Here is a 13226-nt window from a genome sequence, read left to right on the forward strand (position 1 = left end):
GCTCGGCGCGAGCCAGCGCAGCGCGCGCCGCTTTGGTCCGGAGGCGTCGGATCGCGATCCCCGCAACCACCATCTCGTGGGCGGCCCTCGACGCGGGCGGGAGCGGTGTGGGGTCGAACCCGGTGAGCCTGCGCTCGGCCTCGTCGAGCCGTCCGATCAGGAGCAGGCGCCGGACCTCGAGATTGAGCGCATGCGCGGCATTGACGTGGTCGCCGTGCTTTTCAAGCGTCGACCGCGCGGCGTCGAGTGCCTTTGCCGGCCAGCCGAGGTCGCGCGAAACGAGTGCGATCTCGGCTTCGGCGACGACGCACCTCGCCCGGGCCACGGCCTCTTTCGGACCGAAGGCGCGCGCAGCACTTTTGAGGAGAGCCTTTGCTCGAACGAAATCGCCGAGCTGCGCCATCGCGATGCCGCGCAGCGCAAGCGCAGGCGCATCGTCACGCAGGGCAACCCTCTTCAAAGCGCCAAGGGGATCACCCGTCGCGAGGGCGCGCGCCGCAGCGGTGATCAGCGAGTCCATCGGAATCCCGTCACACTTGTAACTCTCACCATTCGATATCCGGTCGTAATCTATCTCAAGACCAACAGCCAGCGCGCCGCATGGAAAACGGTGCGAACGACGCAGGATACAGAGGAGAAGAACGATGCCGACACACACGACCGGAACACGTGAGCAGTGGCTGGCAGCGCGGCTTGATCTGCTCGAGGCGGAGAAAGAGCTCACGCGACAAAGCGATGGGCTGGCACAGAAGCGACAAGAGCTGCCGTGGGTCCGGATCGACAAGGATTACCGATTCGAGACCGATGAAGGGAGCGCGTCACTGGCAGACCTCTTCCAAGGACGCTCGCAGCTCCTCGTCTATCATTTCATGTTCGGGCCCGATTACACGGCGGGGTGTCCGGCCTGCTCGGCAATCGCGGACGGGTTCGACGGCTTCGTCGTCCACCTGGCCAACCACGACGTCACGCTTTCGGCGATATCGCGGGCACCGCTCGCAAAGCTGCAGGCGTACAAGCGGCGGATGGGATGGACGTTCCCCTGGGCGTCCTCACACGGCAGCGACTTCAATTTCGACTTCGACGTCTCGTTCACCGAGGAGCAGCAGCGCGAGGAGGGTATCGAATACAACTATGTGCGCGAGGCGCCTCTCGCCGCGATACCCTCGCGCACGACTGCCGACGGCTCCACGACGTTCGCTGCGATGAGCGGAACGGACATGGCCACATACACGCGCGAGAGGCCGGGCATGAGCACATTCGTGCTCGAGGACGGCGTCGTCTACCACGCCTATTCCACCTATGCGCGCGGATTGGACGGCCTCTGGGGCATGTATCAGTGGCTCGACCGCGCGCCTCGAGGCCGTAACGAGAAGGGCGTCTGGTGGCGGCGCCACGACGAAAACGGCCAGGGCTGACGTCTCGATGACACCCCACTCCAACCATACGCAGGAGATGCCGCCCGTGGGCAGCGGATCTGCCTGTTTCCCAAGCGACAAAGTCGCCGCCCGCGGCGCGGCCGACTGGCTGTCTCTCGCGGCTGCGCCAACCTTCGCAATCATGGCGCTGCTGACGGCCGTTACCGGTGATGCGGACATGATCTGCTCGGCTGCGGAAGATGCGTCGCCGCTGAGCGGAATGGCCATGATGTACTCGCTCATGAGCGCCTTCCATTTGGCGCCTTGGCTAAAGCTGCTTGCCAGCCGACGAAGCGCTGCCCGCCGGCCGTGATCCGGCGTTCGCTGGATCAAACGGTAACCGGCGCGCGACCTCGCCTAGCCCTACGTGGCGATGTTGGCCTCGCCTGCATGACGCATCATGCGGCGAAAGCTCATTGAGATGTGAGCTCGCCTTATGTGCCCGATGGACTCCCAGTCGCCGATCTCGGCGGCGGCAAGGACCTCTTCCATTTCGCGGCGAAACGCCGTGAATTCCTCCACAAGGCCCAACTGCGGCATCATCTTCAGGACGACGCGCGCGACCTGAAAATACAGGCGCTCGCTGATCTCGCGCAGCGGCTGGTTGCCGGTCATCGCCGTGAGCTCGTAGAAAAAATCCATGTTGAGGCGCAGGAAAGCGCGCTGGTCGGGATTGAGCACATCGGAATCGCAGCGCGCGATGAGCGCCCGAATTCGGTCGAGGTCGTCCGCCGTGCGCGGGATCGGCGAAAGCTTGCCGACGAGGAGCGCCAGCTCCAGGCGCAAATGATAGACCTGTTGCAATTCCTCGATGTCGACGTCGGTGACGATCGTGCCGACGCCATGGACGGATTGAACCAGACCCTCGGATTCGAGGCGCGCCAGGACACGCCGAACCGGCGTGCGGCTGATCTGGAATTCCTGGGCAAGTTCTTCCTCGGAGAGACGGCTACCCGGCGCGTAGTCGAGCAGGCAGATGCGATCGCGCAGTATTCGGTAGATACGCTCGAACCGCTCCCGCGCCGAGAGCGGGCGCGGCGGCGCGGCGTTTACGGTTACGGGCGTGGCATCTGTCTCAAGCGTCATCCAGCCTCCAGGACAGCGTGCAGGAACTGCCGCGTCCGCTCGTTCTTGGGGGCGCCGAACAGTTCGTTTGGCGGTCCTTGTTCACAGATCTTACCGGCATGGAAAAAGCAGACGCGATCGGAGAACTCCTTGGCAAACCCCATCTGGTGGGTGACCATCAGCATGGTCAGGTCATGTTCCCTACCGAGTTTTCGGATGACTTCAAGCACTTCGCCGACGAGTTCCGGGTCGAGTGCCGATGTCACTTCGTCGAACAGCATGATCTTGGGCCGCATGGCGCAAGCGCGGGCGATGGCGACGCGCTGCTGCTGACCGCCGGAGAGCTGCGAGGGATAGTGGTCTTTCTTCTCCGACAAGCCGACCATGTCGAGCAGATCGGCCGCGCGCGCCTCGGCATCGGCCCGCTTCATGCCGAGCACGGTTATCGGGGCCTCGATGCAGTTCTGCATCGCCGTCATGTGCGGGAACAGGTTGAAGGATTGGAACACCATGCCGATCTTGGCGCGGATCTTGCGGATGTGTGCGAGATCGGCCGGCACCAGCTTGCCGTTCCTCTCCATATGCGTGAGTGGCTGGCCTTCGACCCAGATGACGCCGTCGTTGATCGTCTCCAGCGTCATCAGCATGCGCAACACCGTGGTCTTGCCGGAACCGGACGGGCCGATAATAGAGACCTTCTCGCCGTGTGCTATTTCCAGATTGAGCCCGTCGAGCACGGTCAGCGCGCCGTAGCGTTTCGAGACATTGTCGAAGCGGACCATCGGTTGTTCCGTCATCGCATGGTCCTCCGGTTGAGCAGTCGTTCGAGGGAGCGGATGAGCGCGGCAGAAACAAGGCTCATGGCAAGGAAGAATAGGCCGACCAGCGTCGTCGGCTCGGTGTAGCGGAAAGTTTCGGAACCAATGATCTTGGCCGTCTGCATCAGCTCCAGCACGGCGATCGCGGAAAGCAATGGCGTCTCCTTGAACAAGGCAACCAGATAGTTGCCGAGCGCCGGAACGATCGGCGGAATCGCCTGCGGGATGATGATGTCGCGAAATGTCGTCCAGGACGACAGATTGAGCGCGATCGAGGCTTCCCACTGGCCGCGATGGATGTTGTCGAAACCGGCGCGATAGACCTCGGAACAATAGGCAGCATAGTGGATACCGATGGCAAGCACCCCGGCGGTGAAGGCGTCGAGCACGACACCGAATTTCGGAAAGACGAAATAGAGAAAGAATATCTGGATCAGCAGCGGGGTCGAACGGATCAACTCGACCAGCACCGAAATCGTCCAGCCGGTCCAAGGGACGGCAATGCGGACGACCGCCAGCACCAGGCCAAGCGAGGCGGCAAGCGCAAAGCCGATCAGCGTCGCCTCGATGGAGACGATGGCGGCGCGGGCGAGCACCGGCAGAATTTCAAAAGCAAATGCCCAATCCCAGATCATGCTGCCCGCCCCCGCGCCAGTCCGAGCGACGCCCGCCTTTCGAGAAGCCGCATGCCGATGGTGAGAACCAGCGACATTGCCAGATACATCAGCAGGACGAGGGTGAAGATCGGAATGGTCTTGAACGTGTTCTGGTTCATCTGCTGCGCTTTGAAGGCGAGGTCCGAAAGCGTGATCAGCGAGACCAGCGCCGTCGATTTCAAAAGCTCGATGAGCAGATTGCCCCAGGGCGGGATCATGGCGACGAAAGCCTGTGGCAGTATGATCCGGCGCAGCATCTGGGGGCGGCTCATGTTCAATGCAGTAGACGCCTCCCACTGTCCGCGGGCGACGGACTGGATCGCGCCGCGCACGACTTCCGATCCGTAGGCACCAACGTTCAGGCCGAGCGCCAGAACAGCAACCAGAAATGCGTTGAGCGTGACACCAAATTGCGGCAGGACGAAAAACAGCCAGAATAATTGCACCAACGCCGAGGTGCCGCGGAATATCTCGACATAGACCGTGGCCAGCCATCTGAGCGGCGCCGGGCCGTACATCCTTGCCAGTGCTGCAAGCACGCCCATGACAATTGCCAGCAGGCTGCCGAGAACGGCGATCTCGACCGTCAGGACCGCGCCTTGCAGCAGCCCCGGCATGAACAGGCTATAGGCTTCCTGCGTTGCCAGGACGGCGATCACGCCAAGCGCGACGACCAGCAGGGTGACAAGCGTACGGATTCCCATGCGATTCCCCTAGAAAAAAGGGCGGCGCTTTCGCGCCGCCAGCAGTTGGGAACCTATTTGCCCGCGCAAAGCTCCGCGGTGGTCTTGTTGGGTAGATAGTCCTTGCCGAAGCCGAGCGGCTCGACCAGCGCGATATGCTCCGGCGAACCGAGGAACGTCTTCAACTCGGCGTTGAACGCCTCCAGCAGATCGGTATCTTCCTTGCGGAAACCGAAGCCGCCATGGCCCTTCACCGACTTGCCGGCAACCTCGCCGAACGGCTTGGTCGATTCGACGCCGTCGGCCTTCTTGGCCATGTCGGCGATCGAAAGGGCGGTCAGCGCGGCAGCGTCGGCGCGGCCCGCCTGAACGGCGGCGACCAAGCTGGACTGGTCAGGCAAGGAGACGATCTGCCCATCGGCAACGCCCGCGTCCTTGGCGAAGCCGCCTTCGACGGCGCCGGCCATCACGGCAAGCTTAAGATCCGGGTTGTCCTTGATGCTGGAAAAGTCCTTCAAGCCTTTCGGGTTGCCTTTTGCCACCAACAAAGCCTCGCCGATGCCGTAGGAAGGCTCGGAGTAGTTGATCTCGGCGCAGCGCTTCGGAGTGATGAACATGCCGGCTGCGATGATGTCGAAGCGGCCGGCCTTGAGACCCGGAATGAGCGAGCCGAATTCGGTCAGCACGCCATCGACCTGCGAGATGCCCAACTTAGCGAGCACCGCCTTGGCGACTTCAGGGGCTTCGCCGGTCAGCTTGCCGTCGGGCGTGGCGTAACCGAACGGCGCCTCGTTGGCGAAGCCGACGCGGATGTAGCCTTCCTTCTTGGCCCGTTCGAGGGTGGTTTCCGCATGAGCGGGCAGTGACGTCAATGATGTCGCGGCGAGCGCGATGCAGGCAGCCGCTTTGACGACCATGCGGCGCGATATCGATGATTTGAACATGCTTTTCTCCCATTGAACAACTGATGAACGGTTCCCGGGATGCGGCCTTCTTCGAGATCGACACCCGCTTGATTAGACGTATACAACTAGCCTAGACATTCTGCAAGCTAGGATGTAAAAACCTTTGATATTCCGCTGGAATTCGTAGTTGCACGGCAAATTGTTGCCTAGTTGTGCACAATTTAGGCCCAGCGCATCCATAAAGGCAGGATTTCGGTGGCGAGCGCGAGCGGTTTCGGGACATTCACGCAAGCGGAATATGCGCAGCGCCTGGCCGGCGTGAAGACACGCATGGAGAAGGCCGGCTTCGACCTCATCGTCTGTCAGGATCCCGCCAACATGTGCTGGCTGACCGGCTATGACGGATGGTCGTTCTACGTTCCGCAGTGCGTGCTCGTCCATCTGGAGGAGGACCGGCCGAGCTGGTTCGGCAGGGCGCAGGACGCCAGGAGCGCACGCCTGACCACCGGCCTGCCGGAGAAAAACATCGTGCCGTTCTCGGAACGGCTGGTGCAGCAGCCCGTCGAACACCCGTATGACGAACTCGCTCAGCTGATCCGTTCGCGTGGCTGGGGAAAGGCCCGCATCGGCGTCGAGATGGACGCGCATTATTACACCGCGCGCTGCCACGCCCATCTCGTCCAGGGCCTGCCTGACGCGCACTTCGCCAACAACCACGATCTCGTCAACTGGGCGCGGCTGGTCAAATCCGAAGCCGAGCTGGTGCTGATCCGCGAGGCCGGCGCGATCTGCACGCATGCCATGAACCGCGCCGTCGAAAAAATGCGGCCTGGCGTGCCGCAGAACCACGTCATAGCCGAAATCTATCACGCGCAGATCATGGGCGTGCCTGGAGCAGGTGGCGACTATGCCGCGATCTGTCCGCTGATGCCCGTCGGCGAGGGCACCAGCACGCCGCACCTGACCTGGTCCGACGCGCCGCTGCCGGACAGCGGCCTCGCCATTCTGGAGATCGCCGGGGTGCGGCGGCGCTATCATGCGGCGCTGACGCGGACCGTGCATTTCGGCAAGCCGCCGCAAGCCATCCTCGACATGGCCAAGGCGATCGTCGAGGGCGTCGACGCCGGCCTTGAGAAGGCGCGCCCCGGCTACACCGCCGAAGAGGTGGAAGCCGCCTGGCAGGCAGTCCTGCGGAGGAACGGGCTGAAGAAGGAAAGCCGCGTCGGCTATCCGGTCGGGCTCGCCTACCCGCCCGATTGGGGCGAACGCACCGCAAGTCTTCGCCCCGGCGACACCACCGAGATGCAGCCCGGGATGTGCTTCCATTTCATGGCCGGCGTTTGGCTCGACGATTTCGGCATCGCCATCTCGGAATCCTTCGTCGTCACGGATCGCGGCGGCGAACGCCTCTGCGACGTGGCGCGCGAACTCATCGTCATCGATTGACCATGAGGACGGAAAGCCGGAACGGACGAAAGATCATGCCGGTAACGAAACCGGCAACCAGCATGAGGGCGCCTGATGGACCGTAATCCGTTTTCCGAAGCCGAAATCGCAGGCCGCCTTGTCAGGGTGCGCACGGCACTGGCCGAGCGCGAGCTCGACGCGGCGGTGTTTGCTTCGCCGGAGAACGTCTTCTACCTCACCGGCCTCGATCACTGGGGATATTTTGCCCCTCACCTGCTGATCGTCCCGCTCCAGGGAAAACCTGTCCTGGTCACCCGCTCGATGGAAAAGGTGACGATCGAGAAGCAGGTGACGGCAGCGGAATTCCGCGGCCATTCCGACAGCGAAACGGCGGCCGACCTTGCCGCGCGGGTGCTTGCGGAACTCAGCCTGTCCGGCAAGCAGATCGGCCTCGAATACTGGACGGCTGGCCTCAGCCATGGGCTTGCCGTCGCACTCCAGTCGCAGGCCAATGCCAGATGGAGCGATGTCTCCGGTCTGGTCGACAAGATGCGGCGGGTGAAGAGCGCCGAGGAACAGTCGCTGATGCGGCAGGCGGCGCAAGTGACTGACGTCGCCGCCGGCGCCGCGATCGCGGCGATCTCGGACGGCGCCTCCGAACAGGAGGTCGCCGCCCAATGCGTTTCAGCAATGATCCGCGCCGGCGGTCATGCTCCGGGGTTCGGACCGTTCATCCGCCCGGCCGCGCGCCTGGGCGAAGAGCACACGACCTGGGGTGACGGGATCTACCGCAAGGGCGAGCCGGTCTTCGTCGAACTGTCCGGCTGCATCTCGCGCTATCACGCGCCGCTCGGCCGGCTCGTTCGCATCGGCCATATCAGCGACGAAGACGCCGCGATGGCGGAGGTTACCGCCAAGGCGTTCAACGCGGTCGTCGAGGCGCTGCGACCCGGCGCCAAGGCGCGCGACGTCTACGCCGCCTGGCAAGCCGTCGCCGACGATGCCGGTCTTTCCCACTATCGCCGCCATCACTGCGGCTACCTGGTCGGCGCCGGTCAGCCGCCATCATGGACCGGCGGCAATTCGGTGACGGGCTTGAGGCACGATTCCGATCTCGAGATCGAGACCGGGATGAGCTTCCACATCCTGTCGTGGCTGATGGGCACCGGTCGCGGCGATGACTTCGTCTCCAACACCGTACTCCTGACCGATGCGGGCGCCGAAGTGCTTACCCGCACGCCGGCCGACCCGATCGTTCGATAGGCCCGCACACATGGCGCGCTACTCGGCATTTTCGATTTTCCGCAACGCGCTGTCTGGCCAAAAGAACTGGCAGCGCGCCTGGCGGGCAGCAGAGCCAAAACCGTCCTACGACGTGATCGTCATCGGCGGCGGCGGGCACGGCCTCGCTACCGCCTTCTACCTCGCCGAGAACCACGGCATCCGCAACGTCGCGGTGCTCGAAAAGGGCTATATCGGCGGCGGCAATGTCGGCCGCAACACCACCGTCATCCGCTCCAACTACCTGCTCGACGGCAACACCCAGTTCTACGAATTCTCGATGAAGCTCTGGGAGGGCATGTCGCGGGCGCTGAACTTCAACGTCATGTTCTCGCAGCGCGGCCAGCTCGTCACGGCGCATTCGGCCGATCAGCTCGACGGCTTCAGCCACCGCGCCAACATCATGCGGCTGAACGGCATCGATGCCGATATCCTCGATCGCGAAGACGTGCGCCATCTCGTGCCCTATCTCGATTTTTCCGACACGGCTCGCTTCCCGATCCATGGCGCCATCTTCCAGGGCCGGGCGGGCACGGCGCGCCACGACGCCGTTGCCTGGGGCTATGCCCGCGCCGCCGACGGCCATGGCGTCGACATCATCCAGAATTGCGAGGTGACCGACTTCCTCCGCGACGGCGATAGGATCGTCGGCGTCGAAACGACGAAAGGCCGGATCGGCGCCGGCAAGGTCGGGCTCGCTGTTGCCGGTCACACATCCGTGCTCGGCGCCAAGGCCGGCCTTGAACTGCCGATCGAAAGCCACGTCCTGCAGGCCTTTGTCACCGAACCGCTGAAGCCGTTGGTAGACCAAGTCGTCGCCTATGGCGCCGACCATTTCTACGTCAGCCAGTCGGACAAGGGCGGGCTGGTCTTCGGCGGCAATCTCGACGGCTACAATTCCTACGCCCAGCGCGGCAATCTCGGCGTCGTGCGCGAAGTGGCGGAGGCGGCGATTGCGCTGATGCCATGCATTTCGCGCGTCCGCCTGCTGCGCCATTGGGGCGGCGTCATGGACATGACGCCCGATGCCAGCCCGATCATCTGCCCGACGCCGATCGAGGGCCTCTACCTCAACGGCGGCTGGTGCTATGGCGGCTTCAAGGCGACGCCGGCTTCCGGCTGGTGCTTCGCCCACACGATCGCCACCGGCAAGCCGCATCCCTTGATCGCAGCCTACGGGCTCGATCGTTTCCGCACCGGCCACACGCTCGATGAGGCCGGCGCCGGCCCCTCCGCATGGCTGCAATAGGAGGCGGAACAAAATGCTGCGCATCGAATGCCCCTGCTGCGGTCTGCGCGATCATGACGAGTTCCGCTATGGCGGCGATGCTTCCGTCGCGCGTCCGGCCCACGACGATCCCGATCCGGAGGCCTGGTACCGTTATGTTTATATCAGGACAAATCCGGCGGGCCTGCACCGCGAATTCTGGCAGCACGTGACCGGTTGCCGGCAATGGCTGGTGGTCGAACGCGACACGCGCAATCACGCCATCGCATCCGTCGATCTCGCCAGAAAATCATCGGCCAGGAAATCCCCAGCCAGGAACCCACCGGCATGAGTTCGAACCACAAGCGGCTGTCGATGGGTGGCCGTATCGACCGCGAGCAGCCACTCGAGTTTATCTTCGACGGCCGGAAGCTGGCTGGATATCGCGGCGACACGCTCGCGTCCGCGCTGCTCGCCAACGGCATCATCCTGGTCGGGCGCAGCTTCAAATATCATCGTCCGCGCGGCATTTTTTCCGCCGGACCCGAGGAGCCGAATGCGCTGGTTACGCTCGGAATCGCAGGCAGGCGCCAGCCGAACCTGCCGGCGACGACGCTGGAACTTGCCGACGGCATGGTCGTGGAAAGCCAGAACCGCTGGCCATCGCTTGCCTTTGACGTGCAAAGCGTCAATGGCTTACTCGCGCCGTTCCTTTCCGCCGGCTTCTACTACAAGACCTTCATGGGTCCGACGCGGCGTGCCTGGATGTTCTACGAACACTTCATCCGCAAGGCGGCTGGGCTGGGCAGAGCCGGCACCGACCCTGATCCCGACGGCTACGACGTTCGTCACGCGTTTGCCGATGTCGCGATCATCGGCGGCGGCCCGGCGGGATTGTCGGCGGCGCGTGCTGCCGCAGCGGCCGGCGCGCAGGTCGCGCTAATCGAGCAGGATTTCCTGCTTGGCGGTCAGCTTCTTGCGGAACCGTCCGACAGCGCAGCGGCCGCATGGTTGAGACAGGCCGAGGCCGAGCTGGAGAGCTTCGAAACCGTCACCCTGATGAAGCGGACAACCGCTTTCGGCACCTATGACGGCAATGTCATAGGACTGGTCGAGCAACGCGACCCAACCAATCCGGCCGGCGAGGCACGGCAGACATTGACCATACTTCGCGCCCGCTCGATCGTTTTCGCCACCGGAGCCATCGACCGGCCAATGGTATTCTCGAACAACGACCGGCCCGGCGTCATGCTTGCCTCGGCCGCCCGGACCTATCTCAACCGATTCGCCGTTCTGCCCGGCAAAAAAATCATCGTCGCCACCTGCAATGACGGCGCCTGGCGCGCCGCCTTCGACCTTGCCGATGCCGGCGCGGAGGTGACGGTTGCCGATCTGCGCGCAGCGCCGCCCGCCGCACTTGCCGCAGAAGCCGCACGGCTCGGCGTGGTGGTGCGGGCCGCAACGCGAATCGTCGACCTGCGCGGCGGCCATGCCGTCAGCCATGCAACGCTCATTGGACCGGACGGCCAATCCGAAACGGCCTGCGACCTCGTCTGCGTGTCCGGCGGCTGGTCGCCAACCGTGCATCTCACATCGCACCTCGGCGTCAAACCTCAATATCGCGACGACATCGGCGGCTTCGTGCCGGGCGCGTTTCCGGCGGACCGGTTCGGCGCCGGCTCGATGATGGGAACTTATTCGACCACTGACGCCATCGAGAACGGTCATCGCGCCGGCACCGAGGCGGCATCGTTCTGCGGCAAGTCGGCACCGGCGCCCACTCCAACGAAACTCGATCTTGGCGAGACCGCCGCGGCCCCGCTTCGCGAGGTCCTGTCCGCTGGACGTGGAAAGGCCTTCGTCGATTTCCAGATGGACGTGACAACCGGGGATATCGAGCTCGCCCATCGCGAGGGCTATGAATCGGTCGAGCACCTGAAGCGCTACACCACGCTCGGCATGGGTACCGACCAGGGCAAGACCAGCAATTTTCCGGCGCTTGCCGCGATGGCCACCCTGCGCAACGCAACGATCCCCGAGACCGGCGCCACGACCTTTCGCCCGCCCTACACGCCGGTTGCCATCGGTGCGCTTGCCGGACGCGCCATTGGCCATCATTTCAAGCCGATCCGCCGCACGCCGATGCACGACTGGCACAGGGCGAACGGCGCCGAGATGCTGGAGGTCGGGCTCTGGATGCGGCCCTATTTCTACAGGCAATCCGGTCGCGACGTGAACGAAGCCTATGTCGCCGAAATGCAGAATGTGCGCCAGGCCGCGGGTCTGATGGACATCTCCACGCTCGGCAAAATCGACGTCCAAGGCCCGGATGCTGCGATTTTCCTGGATCGCGTCTACGCCAACGGCTTTGCCAAACTGCCAGTTGGCCGTGCCCGCTACGGCGTCATGCTGCGCGACGACGGCATCGTCTTCGACGACGGCACCACGACGCGGCTGGCCGAGAATCGGTTCTTCATGACCACCTCGACCGCCAAGGCCGCCGACGTGCTGTCGCGGCTCGAATTCCTGCTCGATACGGCCTGGCCGGATTTGCGCGTAGCCTTGACTTCGGTGAGCGACGAATGGGCGGCGATGTCGGTTGCCGGACCGAAAAGCCGCGCAATTCTTGCTGCGATGTTCCCTGCGCTCGACGTTTCTGACGACGCGCTCCCGCATATGGGGCTGCTCGAAAGCGAATGGGAGGGCCGTGCGCTCCGCATCCTGCGTCTCAGTTACTCCGGCGAGCGCGCCTACGAGATCTATGTCGGCGCAACTGCCGGTGAACAGCTTTGGAGCCGCCTGCTCGAAGCAGGCAGGCCTTTCGACCTGAAGCCTTATGGCGTCGAGGCGCTCGGCGCGCTGCGCGTCGAAAAGGGCCATGTCGCCGGAGCTGAAATCGATGGGCGCACGACGCTCGACGATCTCGGCCTCGGCCGCATGGCCGGCAAGCGTACCGGCTTCGTCGGCGAGGTTCTGCGACGGCGCCCCGCCTTCCAGGCGCCAGACCGGCAGCGCCTGGTCGGGCTGGAATGCATCGAGGAGGGAAAACGCCTGCGCGGTGGCGCCATCCTGTTCTTGCCGGGCGAGAAACCGTACGGCCACGGGCGCGGGCGCGTGACCTCCGTCACCTTCAGCCCTGAACGCGGTCACTATGTCGGGCTGGCCTTGCTTGCCGGCGATGTCGCTACCGAGGGAAGCGAGATCGTGGCGGTCTATCCGATGAAGGCCGAAACGGTGCGTGCCCGCGTCGTCTCGCCGGTATTCCTCGATCCGCAGGGGGAGCGACTGCATGGCTAGCCCGGATTTCAGTCTTTCCGTGGCCGATTATCCGCTTATCCAGGTCGAGGCCTGGGATCGGACGCTGGGGCAATTCGAATCGAGCCTCTCGGCGTCGCTCGGCACCAACCTTCCCGGCTCGGTCGGAGAGACGGTTCACCACAAAGGTCTCCTCGTCATCCGCGTCGCACCTCGCCGTCTCTGGCTGGCTCTCGACGACGGCGCGCAAGCACCTGCGCTTGCCGTCGACCCGGATCTCGGCTGTTCAGTTTCTCTCGACGAGGGTCGCATGCGTTTCAGAATGATCGGAGCTGACATTGCACGCGTTCTCTCCAAATGCATCGCCGTAGACTGGCGCGCGCCGGCGGCCGCACCGGGCCGCGCCGTGCTGACGTCCTTGCATCATGTGCCTGTGCTTTTCCTGCGCACCGGCGAGACCGCGTGCGAACTCATCGTGCCGCGAAGTTTTTCGCGAAGCCTCTCGGACTGGATTGCCGGATTGAATTGACGCCG

General features: G+C 63.9%; 13 protein-coding genes and 1 pseudogene. 8 read left to right on the top strand and 6 right to left on the bottom strand.

The window, feature by feature from the left end; all coding sequences use genetic code 11:
• Positions 1-520 (bottom strand): annotated as a pseudogene (locus tag E5W87_RS07890) (helix-turn-helix domain-containing protein); the annotation flags it as partial.
• 124 nt (positions 521-644) lie between these two features.
• Between E5W87_RS07890 and E5W87_RS07895 the strand changes: the two are divergent.
• Positions 645-1415, top strand: coding sequence for a DUF899 domain-containing protein (locus tag E5W87_RS07895; RefSeq protein ID WP_292395611.1), 771 nt, complete (start codon positions 645-647; stop codon positions 1413-1415).
• A 37-nt stretch (positions 1416-1452) separates the two neighbouring features.
• Positions 1453-1728: a hypothetical protein gene (locus E5W87_RS07900; RefSeq protein WP_292395699.1), complete on the top strand. Its 276-nt coding sequence runs from the start codon at positions 1453-1455 to the stop codon at positions 1726-1728.
• A 50-nt stretch (positions 1729-1778) separates the two neighbouring features.
• On the opposite strand, the gene E5W87_RS07905 is transcribed toward E5W87_RS07900, so the two are convergent.
• The 5 genes from E5W87_RS07905 to ehuB are packed head-to-tail and all read right to left on the bottom strand — an operon-like array spanning position 1779 to position 5581.
• Positions 1779-2501, bottom strand: a complete 723-nt coding sequence (locus E5W87_RS07905; protein WP_292395613.1) for a GntR family transcriptional regulator — start codon at positions 2499-2501, stop codon at positions 1779-1781.
• Entirely contained in the window at positions 2498-3277 is a 780-nt protein-coding gene (gene ehuA, locus E5W87_RS07910) for an ectoine/hydroxyectoine ABC transporter ATP-binding protein EhuA (RefSeq protein WP_292395615.1), read from the bottom strand. Before ehuA ends, E5W87_RS07905 begins: the two co-directional genes overlap by 4 nt.
• Positions 3274-3933, bottom strand: a complete 660-nt coding sequence (gene ehuD / locus E5W87_RS07915; protein ID WP_292395617.1) for an ectoine/hydroxyectoine ABC transporter permease subunit EhuD — start codon at positions 3931-3933, stop codon at positions 3274-3276. The genes ehuA and ehuD overlap by 4 nt, the downstream gene beginning before the upstream one ends.
• Positions 3930-4658: an ectoine/hydroxyectoine ABC transporter permease subunit EhuC gene (ehuC, locus tag E5W87_RS07920; protein WP_292395619.1), complete on the bottom strand. Its 729-nt coding sequence runs from the start codon at positions 4656-4658 to the stop codon at positions 3930-3932. Before ehuC ends, ehuD begins: the two co-directional genes overlap by 4 nt.
• Positions 4659-4711: 53 nt before the next feature.
• A complete protein-coding gene (gene ehuB, locus E5W87_RS07925) occupies positions 4712-5581 on the bottom strand; it encodes an ectoine/hydroxyectoine ABC transporter substrate-binding protein EhuB (RefSeq protein WP_292395621.1) in 870 nt (289 codons plus the stop codon).
• A gap of 216 nt (positions 5582-5797) precedes the next feature.
• Here ehuB and E5W87_RS07930 point away from each other — a divergent pair, with 216 nt between their 5' ends.
• From E5W87_RS07930 to E5W87_RS07955, 6 genes are all read left to right on the top strand, one after another.
• Positions 5798-6988 (top strand): M24 family metallopeptidase, encoded by a 1191-nt coding sequence (locus E5W87_RS07930; RefSeq protein ID WP_292395623.1) that lies wholly within the window; start codon positions 5798-5800, stop codon positions 6986-6988.
• A gap of 75 nt (positions 6989-7063) precedes the next feature.
• Complete coding sequence (locus E5W87_RS07935) at positions 7064-8212, top strand: Xaa-Pro peptidase family protein (protein WP_292395625.1); 1149 nt, start codon at positions 7064-7066, stop codon at positions 8210-8212.
• Between the two features lie 10 nt (positions 8213-8222).
• Complete coding sequence (locus E5W87_RS07940) at positions 8223-9479, top strand: sarcosine oxidase subunit beta family protein (protein WP_292395627.1); 1257 nt, start codon at positions 8223-8225, stop codon at positions 9477-9479.
• 13 nt (positions 9480-9492) lie between these two features.
• On the top strand, positions 9493-9789 hold the full coding sequence (locus tag E5W87_RS07945) for a sarcosine oxidase subunit delta (RefSeq protein WP_292395629.1): 297 nt from the start codon (positions 9493-9495) through the stop codon (positions 9787-9789).
• Entirely contained in the window at positions 9786-12734 is a 2949-nt protein-coding gene (locus tag E5W87_RS07950) for a sarcosine oxidase subunit alpha family protein (protein WP_292395631.1), read from the top strand. The genes E5W87_RS07945 and E5W87_RS07950 overlap by 4 nt, the downstream gene beginning before the upstream one ends.
• Positions 12727-13221: a sarcosine oxidase subunit gamma gene (locus E5W87_RS07955; RefSeq protein WP_292395633.1), complete on the top strand. Its 495-nt coding sequence runs from the start codon at positions 12727-12729 to the stop codon at positions 13219-13221. Before E5W87_RS07950 ends, E5W87_RS07955 begins: the two co-directional genes overlap by 8 nt.
• Positions 13222-13226: the final 5 nt, after the last annotated feature.

The organism is Mesorhizobium sp., assembly GCF_004962925.1.
Classification (GTDB): Bacteria; Pseudomonadota; Alphaproteobacteria; order Rhizobiales; family Rhizobiaceae; genus Mesorhizobium.